Origin of the sequence: Roseomonas acroporae, from assembly GCF_023223525.1 — a bacterium.
GTDB classification, from domain to species: Bacteria; Pseudomonadota; Alphaproteobacteria; order Acetobacterales; family Acetobacteraceae; genus Roseomonas_E; species Roseomonas_E acroporae.
In genome coordinates this window covers 1-19545 of the sequence record NZ_JALPRX010000036.1, presented here as the reverse complement: position 1 = coordinate 19545, position 19545 = coordinate 1, and the positions used below count along the sequence as shown (strand labels likewise).

General features: G+C 73.6%; 16 protein-coding genes. 4 read left to right on the top strand and 12 right to left on the bottom strand.

Features of this window, described 5'->3' with window-relative positions:
- Positions 1-16: 16 nt before the first annotated feature.
- Positions 17-976, bottom strand: coding sequence for a uracil-DNA glycosylase (locus M0638_RS09685; RefSeq protein WP_408903270.1), 960 nt, complete (start codon positions 974-976; stop codon positions 17-19).
- Positions 977-1169: 193 nt separating this feature from the next.
- Between M0638_RS09685 and M0638_RS09680 the strand changes: the two genes are divergently transcribed.
- The gene (locus tag M0638_RS09680) at positions 1170-2888 is read left to right on the top strand and encodes an electron transfer flavoprotein-ubiquinone oxidoreductase (RefSeq protein ID WP_248666777.1); all 1719 of its coding nucleotides are present in this window, start codon (positions 1170-1172) and stop codon (positions 2886-2888) included.
- Positions 2889-3009: 121 nt separating this feature from the next.
- On the opposite strand, the gene cutA is transcribed toward M0638_RS09680, so the two are convergent.
- From cutA to M0638_RS09665, 3 genes are all read right to left on the bottom strand, one after another.
- The gene (cutA, locus tag M0638_RS09675) at positions 3010-3354 is read right to left on the bottom strand and encodes a divalent cation tolerance protein CutA (RefSeq protein WP_248666776.1); all 345 of its coding nucleotides are present in this window, start codon (positions 3352-3354) and stop codon (positions 3010-3012) included.
- Positions 3355-3691: 337 nt separating this feature from the next.
- Entirely contained in the window at positions 3692-4408 is a 717-nt protein-coding gene (locus tag M0638_RS09670) for an NUDIX hydrolase (protein ID WP_248666775.1), read from the bottom strand.
- Positions 4401-5303 (bottom strand): nitroreductase family protein, encoded by a 903-nt coding sequence (locus M0638_RS09665; RefSeq protein WP_248666774.1) that lies wholly within the window; start codon positions 5301-5303, stop codon positions 4401-4403. Before M0638_RS09665 ends, M0638_RS09670 begins: the two co-directional genes overlap by 8 nt.
- Before the next feature lie 409 nt (positions 5304-5712).
- Here M0638_RS09665 and M0638_RS09660 point away from each other — a divergent pair, with 409 nt between their 5' ends.
- On the top strand, positions 5713-6183 hold the full coding sequence (locus M0638_RS09660) for a metal-dependent hydrolase (protein ID WP_248666773.1): 471 nt from the start codon (positions 5713-5715) through the stop codon (positions 6181-6183).
- Positions 6184-6357: 174 nt separating this feature from the next.
- Here M0638_RS09660 and M0638_RS09655 read toward each other — a convergent pair whose 3' ends face one another.
- From M0638_RS09655 to M0638_RS09620, 8 genes are all read right to left on the bottom strand, one after another.
- Positions 6358-7308, bottom strand: a complete 951-nt coding sequence (locus M0638_RS09655; protein WP_248666772.1) for an NAD(P)-dependent oxidoreductase — start codon at positions 7306-7308, stop codon at positions 6358-6360.
- Positions 7305-8510 carry an ABC transporter substrate-binding protein gene (locus M0638_RS09650; protein ID WP_345893016.1) on the bottom strand — a complete coding sequence of 402 codons (1206 nt, stop codon included), beginning with the start codon at positions 8508-8510 and terminating at the stop codon, positions 7305-7307. Before M0638_RS09650 ends, M0638_RS09655 begins: the two co-directional genes overlap by 4 nt.
- 150 nt (positions 8511-8660) lie before the next feature.
- Positions 8661-9629, bottom strand: a complete 969-nt coding sequence (locus M0638_RS09645) for a tripartite tricarboxylate transporter substrate binding protein (RefSeq protein ID WP_248666771.1) — start codon at positions 9627-9629, stop codon at positions 8661-8663.
- 94 nt (positions 9630-9723) lie between these two features.
- The gene (locus tag M0638_RS09640) at positions 9724-10878 is read right to left on the bottom strand and encodes an acyl-CoA dehydrogenase family protein (RefSeq protein ID WP_248666770.1); all 1155 of its coding nucleotides are present in this window, start codon (positions 10876-10878) and stop codon (positions 9724-9726) included.
- A 13-nt stretch (positions 10879-10891) separates the two neighbouring features.
- The gene (locus M0638_RS09635) at positions 10892-12091 is read right to left on the bottom strand and encodes an acyl-CoA dehydrogenase family protein (protein ID WP_248666769.1); all 1200 of its coding nucleotides are present in this window, start codon (positions 12089-12091) and stop codon (positions 10892-10894) included.
- Positions 12092-12108: 17 nt separating this feature from the next.
- Complete coding sequence (locus M0638_RS09630; RefSeq protein ID WP_248666768.1) at positions 12109-13287, bottom strand: acetyl-CoA C-acyltransferase; 1179 nt, start codon at positions 13285-13287, stop codon at positions 12109-12111.
- A complete protein-coding gene (locus M0638_RS09625; protein WP_248666767.1) occupies positions 13284-15038 on the bottom strand; it encodes an AMP-binding protein in 1755 nt (584 codons plus the stop codon). The genes M0638_RS09630 and M0638_RS09625 overlap by 4 nt, the downstream gene beginning before the upstream one ends.
- A 2-nt stretch (positions 15039-15040) precedes the next feature.
- Complete coding sequence (locus M0638_RS09620; RefSeq protein WP_248666766.1) at positions 15041-17179, bottom strand: 3-hydroxyacyl-CoA dehydrogenase NAD-binding domain-containing protein; 2139 nt, start codon at positions 17177-17179, stop codon at positions 15041-15043.
- Positions 17180-17523: 344 nt separating this feature from the next.
- Here M0638_RS09620 and M0638_RS09615 point away from each other — a divergent pair, with 344 nt between their 5' ends.
- Positions 17524-18300: an IclR family transcriptional regulator gene (locus M0638_RS09615; RefSeq protein ID WP_248666765.1), complete on the top strand. Its 777-nt coding sequence runs from the start codon at positions 17524-17526 to the stop codon at positions 18298-18300.
- A gap of 204 nt (positions 18301-18504) precedes the next feature.
- The coding region (locus tag M0638_RS09610) for a GGDEF domain-containing protein (protein ID WP_248666764.1) at positions 18505-19545 on the top strand (1041 nt) is incomplete at its 3' end.

Sequence of the window (19545 nt, the reverse complement as noted above, 5' to 3'; positions counted from 1 at the left end):
TCGATGCCGCGGGCGATCAATCCGCGGTCTCGCCGTCATTCCCGGTCGTCGCCGCGGCGTCCAGCGTGCGGCGCAGCAGCAGCAGGTCCGACCAGGCGTCGCGCTTGGCGCCGGGGGTGCGCAGCAGGTAGGCCGGGTGCAGCGTGGCCAGCGCCGGCACCTCGGCGCCGCCGCCCTGAAGCAGCCCGGCGAGCGCCCCGCCAGCCGCGCCGCCCGGGGTCCCGGCGGGCGGGTCGGGCAGGGACACGCGGTGCCAGCGGCCGCGCAGGCGGGTGATCCCCTCGCGGGCGCGCAGCATGCCCTTGGCCGCGGTGCCGCCGAGCAGCACCAGATGCCGCGGCCGCACCAGCGCGATATGCCGCAGCACGAAGGGCATGAACAGGGCGATCTCGGCGTCCGTCGGGGTGCGGTTGCCGGGGGGGCGCCAGGGCAGGATGTTGCTGATGTAGAAATTGCGCGCCCGGTCCAGCCCGATGCTGGCCAGCATGCGGTCGAGCAGGCGGCCCGACTGGCCGACGAAGGGACGGCCGAGCCGGTCCTCCTCGGCGCCGGGCGCCTCCCCCAGGAACATCAGCCCGCTCTCCGGCACGCCGTCCGCGAAGACGAGGTTGGTGGCGGTCTCGCGCAGCGGGTTGTCGAATCCGGCCAGGGCGAGACGCAGCGCGTCCAGCGAATCGGCCGCGGCGGCGGCCTCGGCGGCGCGGCTCGCCGCCGGGGCGCCGAGGGCGGGGGCGGCGGGCGGCAGGACGGGCGGGCGGGCGAGGGAGGCCGCCATGCCGGTGCCGGGCAGGGCCCGCGCCTCGCCCGCCAAGGCACGGGGCGGCGAGGCGCCGGCGCGTGCCGGGCCCGAGGCGGGCGCCGGGGCCGGGGCGGCGGTGCGGTCGGCCGGCAGGTCGTCCAGCGCCTCGTCCGCGCCCCAATCGAGCTGCAGGCGCAACGCCGCCAGCAGCTCGGCGCGCTCGCTCAACCCCGCCATCCGCCGGCCGCTGGCCGGGTCTTCCCGGCGGACCGATCCCCGACCATGTCGCGCCCTCGCCTTGTTGCGTCCCGGCCGTCCGCCGCGCCGGTCGGCGGCCTGCGGGCCGCGGATAGCCGATATCGTCGCGAGGCGGGGTTACGCACAAGCCACCAAGCCGTTAAATCCCGCAGGAATCGAGGAGGGATCGCGCATGTCGGAAGCAGGGGCGGCGGACGCCATCGAGCGGGAGTCGATGGAGTTCGATGTGCTGATCGTGGGTGCGGGCCCCTCCGGCCTGGCCGCCGCGATCCGCCTCAAGCAGCTCGCGCCGGACGCCGCCGTCTGCGTGGTGGAGAAGGGCAGCGAGGTCGGTGCCCACATCCTCTCCGGCGCCGTGCTGGAGCCCCGCGCGCTCGACGAGCTGATCCCCGATTGGCGCGACGATCCGCCCGCCCTGGCCACCCCCGCCGGCGACGACCGCTTCATGCTGCTGACGGCGACGAAGGCCTACAAGCTGCCGACGCCGCCGCAGATGAACAACCACGGCAACTACATCGTCAGCCTGGGCAATGTCTGCCGCTGGCTCGGCGCCAAGGCCGAGGCGTTGGGGGTGGAAATCTACCCGGGCTTCGCGGCGGCCTCGACCATCATCGAGGACGGCGTGGTGAAGGGCGTCATCACCGGCGACCAGGGCATCACCAGGGAAGGCCGGCCGGGCCCGAACTTCCAGCCGGGCATGGAACTGCGCGCCACCTACACGCTGCTCGCCGAGGGCTGCCGCGGCTCGCTGACCAAGAAGCTGTTCGAGCGCTACGACCTGCGCAAGGGCGTGGCGCCGCAGACCTTCGCCCTCGGCATGAAGGAGCTGTGGGAGATCCCGAAGGAGAGGCACACGCCGGGGCTGGTCTGGCACTCCACGGGATGGCCGCTCGCCTCCGACACCTATGGCGGCTCCTGGCTCTACATGCTGGGCGAGAACCTGGTCTCGATCGGCTTCGTGGTCGGGCTGGACTACCCGAATCCCTGGCTCTCGCCCTTCGACGAGTTCCAGCGCTTCAAGACGCACCCCGCCGTGCGCGCCATGCTGGAGGGGGGCAAGCGCATCGCCTACGGCGCCCGCGCGCTGAACGAGGGCGGCTTCCAGGCCATCCCGAAGCTGGTCTTCCCGGGCGGCGCGCTGATCGGCGACACGGCGGGCTTCCTCAACGTGCCCAAGATCAAGGGCACCCACACCGCGATGAAGAGCGGCATGGTGGCGGCCGAGGCGGTGGCCGCGGCGCTCGGGCAGGAGAGCCGGCCCGAGCTGCTCGACGCCTACCCGGCGGCGCTGGAGAGGAGCTGGGTCTACGAGGAGCTGAAGGCGGTGCGCAACGTGCGGCCGGCCTTCGCGAAATTCGGCCTCTACGGCGGCATCGCGCTGAACGCGCTCGACACCTACGTCTTCCGCGGCAAGGCGCCGTGGACGATGACCCACCACCCCGACAACGAGTCGCTGAAGAAGGCGAAGGACGCGCCGCGCATCGCCTACCCGAAGCCGGACGGCAAGCTGACCTTCGACCGGCTCTCCTCGGTGTTCCTGTCGAACACCAACCACGAGGAGGACCAGCCGGCGCACCTGAAGCTGCGCGACCCGGGCCGCTGGAAGGGCGTGAACTGGGACGAGTTCCGCAGCCCCGAGAGCCGCTACTGCCCGGCCGCCGTGTACGAGGCGGTGGGGCCGGAGGCGGAGCGGGAGCTGAAGGGCACGCCGGACGCCGAGGCCACCGGCCCGGGCGCCGAGGTGGAGGCGGGCGGCGCCGGCGCGCGCCTCGTGATCAACGCGCAGAACTGCGTGCACTGCAAGACCTGCGACATCAAGGACCCGTCGCAGAACATCGACTGGACCACCCCGGAGGGCGGCGGCGGGCCCAACTACATCGGCGGGATGTAGGGGAGCGCGCCGCCCGACCGCTTCGCATGAGGCGGGCGGCGGCGGGCCGGACGACATGGGCGGCATGTAGGGGGTGAGCCGCCCGACCGCTTCGCGCGGCCGGGGCGGCGGCACCCGCCCGCTACGCCGCCCTGGCCTTGCAGGCTTCCAGCACCGCGTGGATCCACGGCTCGAAGCGGGGATGCGACATGGTCAGCGGCGTGGCGCTGATCCCGGGCATCACGATCCCCGGCATCGTCGAGACGCGCTCGCACAGCGCGTCGAACCGCGCCGTGGTGGTCGTGGCGCGTATCGACGTCTCCTGGTACTCGACGAGCTGGCCGTGCTCCAGGCGGAAGGACGTGTGCGCCGCCTGCACGTTGGCCGAGGCGGCCAAGTGCTCCATCACCAGCCGTTCCGCCATGCGCAGCGCATGCGTCTCGTCGTCGACGGTGATGCTGACCAGCAGCACGGACGGTTCGCTCATGGGGATCTCCCGTTGCGGCGCGGGCGCCGAGGCGGGAGAGAATGGGGGCGGCCGGGAACGGCGCCAAGGCGCCGGCAGCCCGCCGGGCTGCATGGAGACGGGTCGGCACCGGGAAGGGCGCCGCCCTTCCCGGACCCATCCCGGCAGGAGGGCGAGGCCCTCCTGCACCTCTCTTCGCCCGGGTCCGGGACGTTGAGACAGCCCGGGTGCCTGTCCGGACGGGGTTTCCAAAGGGGCTTCGCCCTTTGGTGGGGTGCAGGGGCGAAGCCCCTGCTGGGGTGGGGTGCAGGGGCAAGGCCCCTGCCGGGGTCCGGGGCGGAGCCCCGGAACCGCGCCGTCAGCCCTCGCCCGCCTCCGGCAGACGCTGGTCCATGCCCCGGTAGGCGATGAGCTGGCGGTGGTCGCGCCGCGCCGGCGGCAGGGCCAGCCACTCGCGGAACTCGTTCAGCACCATCGCCGTGATCGGCGCCGCCTGCGAGGCGAGCGCCTCCTCGATGCCGAAGAAGCGCAGCGTCTCCAGCTCGCCCGAGCCCGCGATCTCGCCCTCGGCGGCCTCGGCCGGGGCGATCAGGAAGCGGGCGTTGAAGCGGATGGAGCGCGAGGGCGGCGTCACCGCGCGGCAGAGATAGTCGAGCTTCGCGAGGTCCGGCAGCACGCCGCCCTTCGGCCCGGCCGGGCCCAGGCGCAGCCCGGTCTCCTCGAACAGCTCGCGCACCGCCGCGACGGCCAGCGCCCGGGCCAGGCCCGGCGTCGCCTTGCGCGCCAGCATCTCCTGCACGACCGGGCGCAGCTCGCTCGCCGCCTTGGCGGTGTGGTCGGCGCGGTCCACCCGGCCGCCGGGGAAGACCAGCCGGTGCGGCATGAATCGGTGCCGGGCGGAGCGCAGCCCCATCAGGATCTCGGGCGCCTCCGGCCGGCCGCGCCACAGGATCACCGTGGCCGCGTTCTTCGGCTGCACGGCGCGCTTCGTGGTGCGCGGCGGGCCCTCCACCCGGGGGGCGGCGGTCGCGTCCGGGAGGGCGGGATCGGTCGGGGCGAGCAGCGTGTCAGACAAGGTCGAACCCCCTTCCGCGGAGCCAGGCGGCGAAGCCGAAGCGCTCGGGCACCGAAAGCTGCCGGGCCATGTTCTCGGACCAGGCGCAGCCCGCCGGCTTCGGGCCGTGCACGTCGGGGTAGCGCGGCCTGGCCGGCGGGCGCGCGGCGTCGTAGTCGGGCAGGACAGCCTCCAGCATCGTGTCGTCGTAGCGTTCGCGGTGCACCACCACGCGCGGCGGCAGCCGGGGCGAGACGCGCTCGCGGGCCACGGGCCAACCCAGCGTCAGCCCGGCCACGGGATACACGCCGCGCGGCAGGCCGAGTAGGGGGGAAACCTTCTCGATATGGCTGCGGACGTAGGAGATCGGGCAGGTGCCGAGCCCCATCGCGTCCGCCGCCGCCATCAGATGGGCCATGGCGAGCGCCGCGTCCACCGCCGTGTTGAGGAAGGTGTCGAGGTTGTTGTTGGCATGCTCCCTCCCGTGCAGGGCGCAGACGCGCTGGCCGCGCCGCATGTCGCCACAGAACACCAGCAGCACGGGCGCTGCCTTGATCCAGGGCATGGTCCCGATCCAGTCGGCCACGGCGGCGATGCGCGCCGGGTCGCGCAGGACCAGGATGGAATACTGCTGCAGGTCCGACTTCGAGGGCGCCGACTGGGCGCAGGCCAGCAGCGTGTCGAGCAGCGGCTCCGGCACCGGGGTCGCGGCGTAGCAGCGGGTGACGCTGCGGCCGAGGATCGCGGCGGTGGCATCGGGAAGGGGGTTGGCCAGGGGGCCGGGCTGGGGATCGGCCAGGGGAGCGGGTAGGGGGGCGGCCAGGGAATCCACCGCCGCGGCGCTGCCGTCGGCGGTCGGCGCCGCCTCGGGGAGGCCGTAGCGCCGGCGCAGCAGGGCATCGGGATCGGCGGGCATCCGGCAACCTCTCATCGCGGCGGCCGGGCGGGAAGCGGCGCGGGCGGAGGGCTGGCATTCCACAGCCGGGGGACAAGCGGCGTGTCGCGACACGGGGCACACCGGGGGAGCAAGCGGGGAGCATCCCGACACCCCCAACGCCCGGCGCGTGGGCGGACCATCGCGGGCGCACGGGATGCCTCGGGCATTCGCGCGCGGGAGCCGTGGTGCCACGTGGCGGATGGGTACAAAAAAGCAACGCCGGCGGCGGAACGCCCCTTCCGCCGACGGTTGTGCGGCCCCAGGGTGCCGGCGCCGGCGCAGCCCGCGAATCGGCGGAATCCTTGGGGAAATTGGCCATGCCGGCAGCGTGCCGGGAACATTCGGGGCGCGGGTGGCAAGGCGCGGACCGGGCCGGGACAGCGCGGCGATGATGGCCGGCTCGCATGTCGTGGTCGGCATGGTGGCGTGGTTCTGGGCCGCGCCGCTGCTGCACCTGCCACAGACCGAACCGATCGCGCTCGGCCTCGCGGCGCTCGGGGCGCTGCTGCCGGACATCGATCACCCGCGCTCCTGGGTCGGGCAGCACACGACGCTGCTCTCCAAGCCCATCGCCATGTTCTTCAGCCATCGCGGCCTGACCCATTCGCTGCTCGCGATCGCGCTCTGCCTCGTGCTGCTGCGCGCGCGCGCCTTCTGGACGCCGCTCGCCGTGGGCTACCTCTCGCACCTGGCCGCCGACCTGCTGACGCCGCGCGGCCTGCGCCTCGCTTGGCCGCTGCGCTGGACCGTGGCGGTGCCGCTCTGCCGCACCGGCGGGGTGGGGGAGCCGCTGATCGTCGGCCTGCTGCTGCTCGCGACCGGGCTGCACCTGTTCCGGGTGCGGCCGCCATGGCTCTGAGGACCGCCCGCGGCGGGCAGGCCGCCCGCCCGGCGTCACGTGTCGGGTGGCGAACGGCGCCGGGCGGGGAACGCGCCGGCGGGCGCGCATCCGGCGCGGCATCCGGCGCGGCATGCGGCGGCCAGGCCGGGCCCTGCCGCACGCGGCCGGCCCCGGGGCCACGGGCACGCCGCCTCAGCCCATCGCCCTGACCTCGGCGCCGCCCCGTTCCTCCAGCAATCGGATCAGCGCCGTCACGTCCGGGGCCGGTCCCTCCTGCGCCCGTTCCTCCTGCGCCAGCGCCGCGTCGTAGAGTTGGCGCGCCGCCTGCGAGGTGCTCATGCTGACGCCCAGCGCCGCCGCCTCCTCCAGCGCCAGGCGCATGTCCTTGCGCATCAGCGCCAGCCGGAAGCCGAAGTCGAAGCGCCGCTCCAGCACCGCGCCGGGCACGAAGCGCTCCGTCGAGAAGGAGCGGCCGCTGCTCTCGTTGATGACGCGGGTCATCAGCGCCGGGTCGATGCCGGCCCGCGCCCCCATCACCAGCGCCTCGCAGGCCGCCGCCCAGGCGGTGGCGCAGAGCAGGTTGTTGACCAGCTTCAGCGTCTGCCCCTGGCCGACCTGCCCGCCCACGTAGGTGGTGCGGCTGCCGATCACCTCCAGCACCGGCCGCAGCCGCTCGAAGGCGGCCGGGTCGCCCGCCGCCATCACCGCGAGCGTGCCGGCCGCCGCCCCGGCGACGCCGCCGCTCACCGGCGCGTCGAGCGAGACGACGCCGCGCGCCGCCAGCCCCTCGGCCACTGCGCTCGCCACCACGGCGCCGGTGGTGGAGAGGTCCACGTAGGTGGCGAGGCGCCCGCCCTCGATCAGGCCGCCGGGGCCGAGCGCCACCTGCCGCACCACCTCCGGCGTCGGCAGGCTGACCAGCACGGTCGGGGCCGCGTCGGCCACGGCGGCGGGCGAGTCGTGCGCGGTGGCGCCGAGGCGCACCGCCGCCGCCACCGCCGCCGGGGCGATGTCGTGGACGTGCAGCACGTGGCCGTGCCCGATCAGCCGCCGCACCATCTCGGCGCCCATCACGCCGAGGCCGACGAAGCCGATCGGCCCGATCCCGGTCGCCGCCGGATGGGAGGTCGCCGGGCCGCTCATTGCGGGCGCACCGTGGGGCAGGCGCTCTGCGCGAGCGGCCGGAAGGCCTGCTCGCCGGGCAGGGTGGCGAGGATGCGGTACACGTCCCACGGCCCGGTGGACTGCTCGGGCTGCTTGACCTCCATCAGGTACATGTCGTGCACCATGCGCCCGTCCGCGCGCACCGTGCCGCCATGCGCGAACACGTCGTCCACCGGCAGCTCGCGCATGCGCGCCGCCACCGCGTCGCCCCGGTCGGTGCCCGCGGCCTGCACGGCGCGCAGGTAGTGGGTGACGGCCGAGTAGACGCCGGCATGGTACTGCGTCGGCACGTTGCGGTGCCGCTCCTGGAAGCGGCGGGCGAAGGTGCGGGTCTCGTCGTCGCGGTCCCAGTAGAAGGCTTCCGTCAGCACCAGCCCGCGCGCGGCGCGCAGGCCGAGAGCGTGGATGTCGGTGATGTTGACGAACAGCCCCATCAGCCGCTGGCCGCGCTGGGCGAGGCCGAATTCGGCGGCCTGCTTGATCGCGTTCACCGTGTCCGTGCCGGCATTGGCCAGCACCACGACGCGGGCGCGCGAGGCCTGCGCCTGGAGCAGGTAGGAGGAGAAGTCGGCGGTGTTGAGCGGGTGGCGCACCCGACCGGCGACGCGGCCGCCGCCCTGCTCCACCACGGGGGTGGATTCCCGCTCCTGCGCGTAGCCGCCCTCGTAGTCGACGGTGATGTAGAAGAAGCTCGTGTCGCCCTGGTTCATCACCGCTCGGGTGGTGCCGTGGGCGAAGGCGTAGCTGTCCGAGACCCAGTGGAAGCCGGTGGGCGAGCAGGCGCGGCCGGTCAGCTCGGGCGAGACGGCCGAGGTGTTGATGGAGACGCGGTTGCGCTCGCGCGCGATCTGCTGCACCGCCAGCGCCACGGCGCTGTTGGGCATGTCGGTGACCATGTCCACGCCGTCCACGTCGAACCAGCGCCGGGCCAGGGCGCCGCCGACATCGGGGCGGTTCTGGTGGTCGCCGGAGACGATCTCGACCGGCCGGCCCAGCACCCGGCCGCCGAAATCCTCGACCGCCATGCGCGCCGCGGCCACGGAGCCGGGCCCGGCGAAGTCGGCGTAGGGACCGTTCATGTCGGACAGCACGCCGATGCGTACCGCGTCGTCGGAAAGCTGTGCCCTGGCGCCGGTCGCGGCGAGCGCGACGGCGCAGGCAAGGGCTGCGAGGCGCGGCATGCGCATCATCCTGGACATCCTCCCGGTTCGCGGGCCTTTGGCGGCCCGTCCGGCGGGAGGGTAGGGCGGATCGCCGGCGAGCGGAACCACCCGCCGCCGTCACCCGCCGTCCCGGGCCGTGGCGCCGGCCGGCGATGGCGGGGCCGGCCTTCAGAGGCGCAGCCCCATGCGCCGCACCATCGCGCTGTCCTGCTCGTAGTATTCCCGCGCGAAGGTCGCGTAGCCCTCGCTGTCGGCGTACATCACCGGCATGTCGTAGCGCTCGGCGACGGCGAGGGTGGCGGGATCGAACAGCGCCTCCTTGAAGGCGTCGTGCAGGATGCGCACCACCGCCGGGTCCATGCCCTTCGGCCCGGCGAGGCCGATCGGGGAGGGGGCCACGATGTCGATGCCGACCTCGCGCAGCGTCGGCACGTCGGGGAAGCGCTTCATCCGCTGCTCGCCCCAGGTGACCAGCAGGCGCAGCCGGCCGTCCTGCACCAGGTCCGCCCAGCCGCTGCTCTCCGCCGCGCAGGTGGTGTTGCCGGAGAGCAGCGACTGCAGGTTGTCGGCGGCGCCGCGGAACGGCACGTGCACCCAGCGTATGCCGCCGGCTTCCAGGGCGATGCGCTCCATGGTGACGTCGAGCGTCGCGACGCCCGGCGTGCCGTAGGTGACCTCGCCCGGATGCGCGCGGGCGTAGGCCAGGAATTCCTGGAAGGTCTTCCACGGCGCGTCGCCGCGCACCACCACGCCGAAGCTGTAGCCGAGCAGCCGGATGATCCAGGTGAAGTCGTTCACCGGGTCGTAGGCCGGGCGGGCCGACATGACGGGGATGCGGAAGATCGAGGTGGGCATCTGGCCGAGCGTGTAGCCGTCCGGCCGTGTCGCGTTGGCGAGCTGCTGCGCGCCGAGCGTGCCGGAGGCGCCCGGCTTGTTCTCCACCACGATCGGCTGGCCGAGCCGCTTCCCGGCCTGCTCGCCGAGGACGCGCATCGTCGCGTCGGAAGCGCCCCCCGCGGGCCAGGGCACGATGACGCGGATCGGCCGGTCGGGAAACCGGCCCTGGGACAGGGCGGGGCGCGCGAGCAGGGCGGCGCCCGCGCCGAGGAGCGCGGCGCGGCGGCTGGTGTCGATCACGGAGCATTCCTCGTTCGGGCGCGGTCTGTCGCCGCGTCTCGTTGGGCGGGCGGCCGGCGCCGGGCATGCGCCCCGGCGCCGGCGGTCGGCTGGCTCAGTCGGCCACCAGCACGTCCTCGGCCTCGGCGACGGCGCGAAGCTGGTACTCGGTGTCGCCGAACAGGTTCTCGATCATGGTCAGCCGCTTGAAGTAGTGGCCGGCCTTGTACTCCATCGTCATGGCGATGCCGCCGTGCAGCTGCACCGACTGCTCGCCGACGAAGCGGCCGCTGTCGTTGATCTGCACCTTGGCGGCGGCGACGGCGGCGCGGCGCTCGCGCGGATCGGCGGCCTCCGACATCATGGCGGCGTACATCGCCATGGAACGGGCCTGCTCCAGCGCCACCAGCATGTCGGCGGCGCGGTGCTGGAGCGCCTGGAAGCTGCCGATGGTGGTGCCGAATTGCTGGCGGGTCTTGAGGTAGTCCACGGTCGTGGTCTGGAGCGCGTCCATCGCGCCGACGGCCTCGGCCGAGACGGCGGCCAGCGCCTCGTCCACCACGCGCTCGATCAGGGGCAGGCCCTGGCCGATCTCGCCCAGCACCGCGTCCTGGCCGACGCGCACGTTGGAGAAGGCGATCTCGGCGCCGCGCAGCCCGTCCTGCGTCGGGTAGCCGGTGCGGGTGACGCCGGCGGCGTCGGCGGGAACGAGGAACAGGGTGATGCCCTCGCGGTCCCGCCGGCTGCCGGAGGTGCGGGCGCTGACCACCAGCATGTCGGCGGAATCGCCGTGCAGCACCACGCCCTTCTCGCCGTCGATGACGAAGCCGTCGCCTTCGCGCTTCGCGGTCGTCGCGATGTCGAACAGGTCGTAGCGCGCCTGGCGCTCGGTCTGGGCGAAGGCGAGGCGCAGCGTGCCCTCGGCGATGCGCGGGATGAAGGTGTCCTGCTGCGCCTCCGAGCCGCCATGGCGCAGGAAGCCGCCGCCCAGGATGACGGTGGCGAGGTAGGGCTCGACCGCGAGGCCGCGCCCGAGCGCCTCCATCACGATCATCGTCTCGACGGCGCCGCCGCCGAAGCCGCCGTGCCGCTCCTCGAAGGGCAGGCCGAGCAGGCCGAGCTCGGCGTACTGCTTCCACAGCGCCTCGCTCCAGCCGAGCGGCTCGGCGCGGTAGGCCTTGCGCTTCTCGAAGTCGCCGTAGGCGTCCTCGATCATGCGGTCCACGCTGTCCTTGAGGAGGCGCTGCTCGTCGGTCAGGTCGAAATCCACGTGACGTTCCCCCTCAGAGGCCCAGGAAGGCCTTGGCGATGATGTTGCGCTGGATCTCGTTGGAGCCGCCGTAGATCGAGACCTTGCGGTAGTTGAAGTAGTTGGGCGCGGCCGTCTCGGCCCACTCGGGCATGATCTCCGGCTCGTTGGAGCCCTCGCGGTCGTGCTCGGCGAGCGGCAGGGCGTAGGGGCCGGCGATGTCGACCAGCAGCGCCGTGGTCGCCTGCTGCAGCTCGGAGCCCTTGATCTTGAGGATCGAGGTGGCGGGGTCGGGCTTGCTCGCATCCTGCCTGCCCTGCGCCGCGACCACGCGCATCTGCGTGATCTCCAGCGCCTTGAGCTGCACCTCGATGCGGGCGACGCGGCGGCGGAATTCGGGGTCGTCCCACACCACGCCCTCGCCCATCGGCGTCTCACGCGCGATGCGCTTGGCGCGGGCGAGGCGCTGCTTGGTCATGCCGATGCGCGCGATGCCCAGGCGCTCGTTGGCGAGCAGGAACTTGGCGTAGTCCCAGCCGCGGTTCTCCTCGCCGACGAGGTTCTCCAGCGGCACCTCCACGTCGTCGAAGAACACCTCGTTCACCTCGTGCGCGCCGTCGATGGTGATGATCGGGCGGACGCTGATCCCCGGCGTCTTCATGTCGGCCAGGATGAAGGAGATGCCCTTCTGCTTCTTCGCCTCGCGGTCGGTGCGGACGAGGCAGAAGATCCAGTCGGCGTGCTGGCCGAGCGTGGTCCAGGTCTTCTGGCCGTTGATCACCCACTTGTCGCCGCGCTTCTCGGCGCGGGTCTTGAGCGAGGCGAGGTCGGAGCCCGAGCCCGGCTCGGAGAAGCCCTGCGCCCACCAGATGTCCACGTTGGCGGTGGCGGGCAGGAAGCGCTCCTTCTGCGCCTCGGAGCCGAACTGGGCGATCACCGGCCCGACCATGGCGGTGTTGAAGCCGAGCGGCTGCGGCACGGCGGCGCGCTGCAGCTCCTCGGTGTAGATGTAGCGCTGGACGGGGGTCCAGTCCTTGCCGCCCCACTTCACCGGCCAGTTCGGCACGGCGAGGCCGTGGGCGTTCAGGATGCGCTGGGAGGTGACGATGTCCTCCTTCGAGAGATGCCGGCCCTCGGCGACGCGCTGGCGGATCTCGGCCGGGATCTCGGCCCGGAAGAAGCGGCGCAGCTCGTCGCGGAAGGCGATCTCGTCCGGCGTATAGCGGAGTTCCATGGGGCGCTTCCTCCTGCTCAGTTGATTTCCAAGAGACCTGCGGCACCCATGCCGCCGGCCACGCACATCGTCACCACGGCACGCTTCGCGCCGCGCCGCCGGCCCTCCAGCAGGGCGTGGCCGACCAGGCGCGCGCCGCTCATGCCGTAGGGATGGCCGATGCTGATGGCGCCGCCGTTCACGTTCAGCCGCTCGGACGGGATGCCCAGCCGGTCGCGGCAGTACAGCGCCTGCGAGGCGAAGGCCTCGTTCATCTCCCACAGGTCGATGTCCTCGACCCGCAGCCCGTTGCGCTCCAGCAGGCGCGGCACGGCGAGCACCGGGCCGATGCCCATCTCCTCCGGCCCGCAGCCGGCGACGGCGAGGGAGCGGAACACGCCGAGCGGCGTGAGCCCGCGCCGCGCCGCCTCCTCGGACGACATCAGCACGCAGGCCGAGGCGCCGTCGGAAAGCTGGCTGGCATTGCCGGCGGTGACGAAGCCGCCCTCGCGCACCGGCTTGAGCCTGGCCAGGCCCTCGTAGTTGGTCTCCGGCCGGTTGCCCTCGTCGCGGGCGATGGTGATCGTCTCCCGCCGCGTCTCGCCGGTGGCCTTGTCGGTGACCGCCCAGGTGGTGGTGATCGGCACGATCTCGTCGTCGAAGCGGCGGGCCTGCTGCGCGGCGGCGGTGCGGCGCTGGCTCTCCACCGCGAACTCGTCCTGCGCCTCGCGGCTGATGCCGTAGCGCTCGGCGACGATGTCGGCCGTCTCGATCATCGGCATGTAGACGGCCGGGACGTGCTGCTCGATCCAGGCGTCGCGCAGCCCGGTCTTGTTCATCGAGGGCGAGACGAGGCTGATCGATTCCAGCCCGCCCGCGACCGCCACCGGCACCTGGTCGACCAGGATGCGCTTGGCGGCGGCGCCGATCGCCTCCAGCCCGGAGGCGCAGAAGCGCGCCACCACCTGCGCCGAGGCGGCGACCGGCACGCCGGCGCGGATCGCCGAGGCGCGGGCGATGTTGTAGCCGGTGGCGCCCTCCGGGAAGCCGCAGCCGAGGATCACCTCCTCCACCGCCTCCTTCTCGACGCCGGCGCGCTCCAGCGCCGCGCCGATCACGTGCGCGCCCATCTCGGCGCCGTGGGTGATGTTGAGCCCGCCGCGGAACGCCTTGCCGATCGGCGTGCGCGCGGTGCTGACGATGACGGCCTCGGTCATGGTGCCGTTCCCTCCCTCTTGTCCTGTTCCGGCGTCGCGCCGGCCTCGTCGGTGCCCATGGTGGCTTCCGCCCGGGCGCGCTCCTCCTCGAGCAGCACCCGCGCCAGCAGCTTGCCGGCCGGCGAGCGCGGCAGCGAGTCCCGGATCTCCAGCGCCGCCGGCATCTCGTGCCGGCCCAGCCGGTCGGTCAGGAATTCGCGCAGCGATTCCAGCGTCATCGCCGGGGCGCCGGGGCGCGGCACGACGAAGGCCTTGGCCGCCTGCCCACGATAGGCGTCGGGCACGCCGATCACCACCACCTCGGCCACGTCCGGATGCTCGTGGATCGCCCCCTCGACGGCGGCCGGGTAGACGTTGAAGCCGCTGGAGATGATCATGTTCTTGCGCCGGTCGTGCAGGGTGAACACCCCCTGCGCGTCCATCGCGCCGATGTCGCCGGTCAGGAAGAAGCCGTCGGCGAAGGCGGCGCGGGTCTCCTCCGGCCGGTTCCAGTAGCCCTTGAAGACGTTGGGGCCGCGTATCGCGATCTCGCCGCTCTCGCCCGGCGGCAGCACGCGGCGCGGCTCGTCGAGCGAGACGACGCGCAGCTCGATCCCCGGCAGCGGGATGCCGATCAGCCCGGGGCGCGGCGCCGCGCCGAGCGGGATGCGGCTGCCGGCCGGCGCCGTCTCGGTCATGCCCCAGCCGCCGCGCAGCCGCAGCCCGACCAGCGCCTCGGCCCGCCGCTCGATCTCGAAGGGCATGGGCGCGCCGCCGGAGGTGGCCGAGCGCAGCGAGGAGAAGTCGCAGCCGGCCGCCTCGGGGTGCTGCACCAGCGCGGTCCACATGGTGGGCACGCCGGCGAAGTCCGTGGCGCGCTTCTCCGCGATGTCGCGCAGCAGGGTCGGCACGTCGAAGCGGGTGCGCAGCAGCAGTTCGTGCCCGTCCGCGACGCCGCGCAGCAGGATGGTGGTCAGCGCGAAGATGTGGAACAGCGGCAGCACCGCGATCACCCGGCGCGGCAGGTCGGCCGCCGGCACGCCGTCGCGCCAGGCGCGGTAGATGGCGATGGCCGCGGTCAGGTTGCCATGCGTCAGCATCGCGCCCTTGGGCAGGCCGGTGGTGCCGCCGGTGTATTGCAGCAGCAGCACGTCCCCGGGCGAGACGGCGGGCCAGGCGGCGGGCGGGGGCGTCTGCAGCAGCGGGTCGAGCGGGCGGAGCCGGTCGCTCCAGGGCACGTCCTGCGCCGGCAGGCCGGAGGCGCCCCAGCGCGCATCGGCGCCGACCAGCACGCGCTCGGCCGCGCCCTCGCCGAGCAGGCGCAGCGCGGTCGGCAGGATGCCCGGCAGGTCGGTGGTCAGCACCAGCCGCGCGCCGCTGTCGCGCAGCTTGTGCGCCAGCTCGCGCGGGGCATCCATCGGGCTGAGATGCACCACCCGCGCCCCGGTGCGCGCCACGGCGAAGAAGCAGACCGGGTGCCAGGGCGTGTTGGGCAGCAGCAGCCCCACCGCGTCGCCCGGCCCGATGCCCTCGGCCAGCAGCCCGGCGGCGAGCCCGTCGGCCATGGCGCCGAGTTCGCGGTAGCCGATGGTGCGGTCGCGGAACTCGATCGCCGGGCGGTCGGCCCAGCGCGCCACCGCCGCGTCCAGCAGCGCCGGCACGGTGCCTTCGGGCAGGGGCGCGTCCCAGTCGGCCGCCTCGGGGAAGGCGGCGCGCCAAGGTGTGTCGGATGGGTGGGCCGGCGCCACGGCGCCGGCCGCCTCGGCGGTCATGCTCAGGCGCCGGCCGCCGGGGCCTTCGCCGGCGCGGCGCCGGCCGAGAGGGCCGCCACGTCGGATTCCTTCAGGTCCGCGAAGCTGCGGCCCTCGGCGGCCAGGCGACGCAGCAGCGCCGCCGGGCGCAGGCTCTCGTCGCCGGTCTGCTCGGCGAAGCGGTCCAGCCGCTCGACGATGTGCGGCAGGCCGGCGAGGCCGGCATAGAACATCGGGCCGCCATTCTGCGCCGGCCAATTGTAGCCGTAGAGCCAGATCACGTCGATGTCGCCGGGGCGGTAGGCGACGCCCTCCTCCAGGATGCGGGCGCCCTCGTTGATCATCGGGAAGACGAGGCGCTCGATCAGCTCCTGCTGCGGGATCGCGCGGCGGGTGATGCCGCGCTCGGCGGCGAGCTTCTCGATGATCGCCGTCACCGCCGGGTCCGGGTGCGGGGTGCGGTCGCCCTTCTCGTAGCGGTAGTAGCCGGCGCCGGTCTTCTGGCCGAGGCGGCCGGCCTCGCACAGCGCGTCCGCCACCGGGGCCTTCTTGCCGGTCGCCTTGCGGATGCGCCAGCCGATGTCGAGCCCGGCGAGGTCGCCCATGGCGCAGGCGCCCATGCGGAAGCCGAAGGCGGCGAGCGCTGCGTCGATGTCGGAAGGAGAGGCGCCTTCCAGCAGCAGCCGCTCCACCTCGGCGGTGCGCTTCGAGAGCATGCGGTTGCCGACGAAGCCGAAGCAGACGCCGACCGTGACCGGCACCTTGGCGAGCTTGCGGCCGATCTCGACCGCCGTCGCCAGCGCGTCCGGCGAGGTCTTCTCCGCGCGCACCACCTCCAGCAGCTTCATCACGTTGGCGGGCGAGAAGAAGTGCATGCCGAGCACGTCGCCGGGGCGGCTCGTGGCGGCGGCGATCTCGTCCACGTTCAGGTAGGAGGTGTTGGTGGCCAGCACCGCGCCGGGCTTGGCCACGCGGTCGAGCGTGCCGAAGATGTCCTTCTTGACGCCCATCTCCTCGAAGGCCGCCTCGATCACGATGTCGGCGTCGGCGGCCGCCTCCAGCCCCACCTTGCCGGTGATGCGGCCCATGCGGCGCTCGCGCTCCTCGGGCTTGAGGCTGCCGCGCTTGACCGAGATGTCGTAGGTCTGGCCGACCCGCTCCAGGCCGCGTTGCAGCCCTTCCTCGCTGGTCTCGATCACCGTCACCGGGATGCCGGCATTGGCGAAGCACATGGCGATGCCGCCGCCCATCGTGCCGGCGCCGATCACCGCCGCCTTCGCCACCGGCCGCGCCGTGGTGCCCTTGGGCTGGCCCGGGATGCGGCTGCTCTCGCGCTCGGCGAAGAACAGGTGGCGCATCGCCTTGGAGCGGTCGTCGGCGACGAGGCGCTTGAACGCCTCCCGCTCGGCCGCCATGCCCTGGGCGAAGGGGGTGTCGAAGGTCAGGCGCACGCAGTCGAGGATGGCGGCGACGCTCGGGTTGTCGCCCGCCTTCTTCGCGATGGCCGCCGCCGCCTGCTCGAATTCCTCGCGCGTGGCCGGGGTGAGCTTGTCGGTCAGGGCGCTGGCGCGGCGCGGCGCGGTGCCGACCAGCGCGAGCGCCTTCGCCTTGGCCGCCGCCAGCAGGTCACCCTCGGCCACCGCGTCGACGATGCCGAGCTGTGCCGCCTTCGCCGCGTCCACCGGCTCGCCCTCGCTGGCGAGCCTGGCCGCCGCCGCCGCGCCGATCAGCCGGGGCAGGCGCTGCGTGCCGCCGGCGCCGGGCAGGATGCCGAGCTTCACCTCGGGCAGGCCGAGCTTCGCGCCGGGGGCGGCGATGCGGGCGTGGCAGCCCAGCGCCACCTCCAGCCCGCCGCCCAGCGCGGCGCCGTTGATCGCGGCCACCACCGGCTTGTCGAGCGCCTCCAGCGCGTCGATCACCTCGGGCAGGGAGGGGGGCACGGGCGGCTTGCCGAATTCGGTGATGTCGGCCCCGGCGATGAAGGTGCGGCCCTCGGCGGCCAGCACCAGCGCCTTGACCGAGGCATCCGCCGCCGCCTCGCGCGCCGCCGCCAGCAGGCCGGCGCGCACCGCCGCGCTCAGCGCGTTCACCGGCGGGTTGGCGATGCGCGCCACCAGGATGCCGTCCTCGCGCGCCGTGGTTACCGGGTTCGCTGCCGTCATGTCCGAACGTCCTCCGTCTGCCATCTGGCATCCGCCATCTGACCGCTTGCCTGATTTCGCAATGCGGAATAGGATTTTGCAGTTTCGATGTGCTGCTAACGCAGTCCCCGGCCCCGCGTCAAGCGCGGCGGCGCGGTCGGGACGAAGGTAGGGCGGCGGGGCGGCCAGGGCAGGGAACGGGGCAGGCGATGCGGAGCGGCGGCCAACGCGCTGGCACGGATGAGGAGGCGGCGCCGCCCCGGAGCGCCGCCACGCCGCGGCGCCGGCGCGAGGCGGCGCGCCAAGGGGCCAGGGAGCCGGCCAGGGAGCCGGCCAGGGAGCCTGGCGGGAGCGTCCCGGCGCCGATGGCGGACCCGGCGGGCGGCGAGGACCGGCAATTCGTCACCGCCCTGGCCCGGGGCCTCGACATCCTGCACGCCTTCACCGCGCGCGACGACCTGCTCGGCAACCAGGAGCTGGCGGCACGCACCGGCCTGCCCAAGCCCACCGTCTCGCGCCTGACCCACACGCTGACCGTGCTCGGGCACCTCGTCCACGTGCCGCGCTTCAACAAGTACCGGCTGGGCCTGGCGACCGTCTCACTGGGCCAGACCGCGCTCGCCGCCCTGCCGGCGCGCGTGGCGCTGCGGCCGCTGATGCAGGCCCTGAGCACGCAGGTGGAGGCCAGCGTCTCGCTCGGCGGGCGGCACCGGCTGTCGATGCTCTACGTCGAGCACTGCTCGCCGCTCTCGCCCGTGGCGTTGCAGCTCGGCGTCGGCTCGCGCATCCCGCTCGCCGTCACCGCCATGGGCCGCGCCTACTACGCCCTGGCCGCCCCCGAGGAACGCGCCGAGATCGGGGCGCAGCTCGCCGCGCGCTTCCCGGAACGCTGGCCGGCGCTGCGGCGCGGGCTGGCGGAGGCGGCGGAGATGCACGCGGCGCTGGGCTTCGTCACCTCGGTCGGCGACTGGAACAACGAGGTGCACGCCGCCGGCGCCGCCTTCGCCCTGCCGGACGGCACGGTGCTGGCGCTCAATTGCGGCGCGCCGGCCTTCCTGATGCCGCGCGAGCGCGTGCTGCGCGAGGCCGGGCCGCGCGTGGCCGAGCTGGCGCGGCAGGCGAGGCGGCTGGGCGGGGGCTGAGGACCGGGCGGCGGGCAGGCGTGTTCGTCGTGGGGTGCGCACCGGGTGCGGCGACCATCCGGCATGAACTCGCCTGAAAGGATTTGTCGATCATTGGTGATGCGCGCAGTGGTGGTATTCTCACCTTGCGGGAGGGACTATAACCGGCTCATGTCTGAAGCGCGCGTCACCTCGGCAGGACCATTCGGCTCGGATTCGGAATCGATGATGCGGGCGGATCAGCTCGCCTCCGTCCGCCGCAGCGTCATGAACGCCATTCCCGTCAACATGCTGCTCGGCTTCGCGGCACTCGTCGTGGCGCTGCGCTACGGCCACGGCATGATAGGGGGGATCTGGTACGCCGGCTCCAGCACGATCAACCTCGCCCGCATGGCCCTGTGCGGCGCGCGTCTGCACCGCGTCGGCGGGGGTTATACGCGGGATGCCCGGCAGGCGGTGCCGCGTGCGGTGGAGGCGCACCAGCGCCTGCACCTGCTGGCCGCCGCGCTGTCTGGCACGGCCTGGGCCCTGGTGCCGCTGCTGTGCGCCGGCTACGCGGAGCCGCAGGCGACGTTCTACCTCGTCGTGGTGTGCGGCATCACCGCCGGCGCGGTGGTGTACGGCGCCGCCCAGGCGCGCATTCCGATCAGCTTCATCGTCCCGGCGCTGCTGTCGGTGATCGGCTGCCTGCTGTACGCGGGTGGCTTCGACCGCAACGCCCTCGCCGCGACCGTGGCGCTGTACCTGGTTGCCCTGGTGCGCAGCGCGTGGGGGAGCGAGGCCGGCTTCCGGGAGCTGAGCCGGCTGAAGAACGAGGCCACGGCCATGGCCCGTTCCCTCGGCGCGGCCCGCGACCGCGCCACCGAGTTCGCCCAGCGCATGCACCATCGCGCCAATCACGATGCGCTGACCGAGCTGCTCAACCGTGCCGGTTTCATGCAGGCGCTCGAGCAGCGGGTCGCCAGCGGCGCGCCGGTCTGCCTGATGCTGCTCGACCTCGACGGCTTCAAGTCGGTCAACGACCTGTATGGCCACGAGGCGGGTGACAGGGTGCTGGTCGAGGTGGCGCGGCGCCTGCGGCAGGCCCTGCCGGACGGGTATGCCGCGGGCCGGCTCGGCGGCGACGAATTCGCGGTGGTGCTGGCGCCGGAGTGCCTGACCAGGCCGGTCACCCAACTGGCGACCCGGCTGATCGCCGCCATCGCGATTCCCTTCCCCGGCTGCGCGGCCGGCAGCGTCGGGGTCAGCATCGGCATACACGGCCTG

What these genes read in the sequence shown, in the direction of transcription:
- M0638_RS09685 (WP_408903270.1), bottom strand. Translation starts at nt 976, where the DNA reads ATGGCGGGGTTGAGCGAGCGCGCCGAGCTGCTGGCGGCGTTGCGCCTG.
- M0638_RS09680 (WP_248666777.1), top strand. Translation starts at nt 1,170, where the DNA reads ATGTCGGAAGCAGGGGCGGCGGACGCCATCGAGCGGGAGTCGATGGAG.
- cutA (WP_248666776.1), bottom strand. Translation starts at nt 3,354, where the DNA reads ATGAGCGAACCGTCCGTGCTGCTGGTCAGCATCACCGTCGACGACGAG.
- M0638_RS09665 (WP_248666774.1), bottom strand. Translation starts at nt 5,303, where the DNA reads ATGCCCGCCGATCCCGATGCCCTGCTGCGCCGGCGCTACGGCCTCCCC.
- M0638_RS09660 (WP_248666773.1), top strand. Translation starts at nt 5,713, where the DNA reads ATGATGGCCGGCTCGCATGTCGTGGTCGGCATGGTGGCGTGGTTCTGG.
- M0638_RS09655 (WP_248666772.1), bottom strand. Translation starts at nt 7,308, where the DNA reads ATGAGCGGCCCGGCGACCTCCCATCCGGCGGCGACCGGGATCGGGCCG.
- M0638_RS09650 (WP_345893016.1), bottom strand. Translation starts at nt 8,510, where the DNA reads ATGCCGCGCCTCGCAGCCCTTGCCTGCGCCGTCGCGCTCGCCGCGACC.
- M0638_RS09635 (WP_248666769.1), bottom strand. Translation starts at nt 12,091, where the DNA reads ATGGAACTCCGCTATACGCCGGACGAGATCGCCTTCCGCGACGAGCTG.
- M0638_RS09630 (WP_248666768.1), bottom strand. Translation starts at nt 13,287, where the DNA reads ATGACCGAGGCCGTCATCGTCAGCACCGCGCGCACGCCGATCGGCAAG.
- M0638_RS09625 (WP_248666767.1), bottom strand. Translation starts at nt 15,038, where the DNA reads ATGACCGCCGAGGCGGCCGGCGCCGTGGCGCCGGCCCACCCATCCGAC.
- M0638_RS09620 (WP_248666766.1), bottom strand. Translation starts at nt 17,179, where the DNA reads ATGACGGCAGCGAACCCGGTAACCACGGCGCGCGAGGACGGCATCCTG.
- M0638_RS09615 (WP_248666765.1), top strand. Translation starts at nt 17,524, where the DNA reads ATGGCGGACCCGGCGGGCGGCGAGGACCGGCAATTCGTCACCGCCCTG.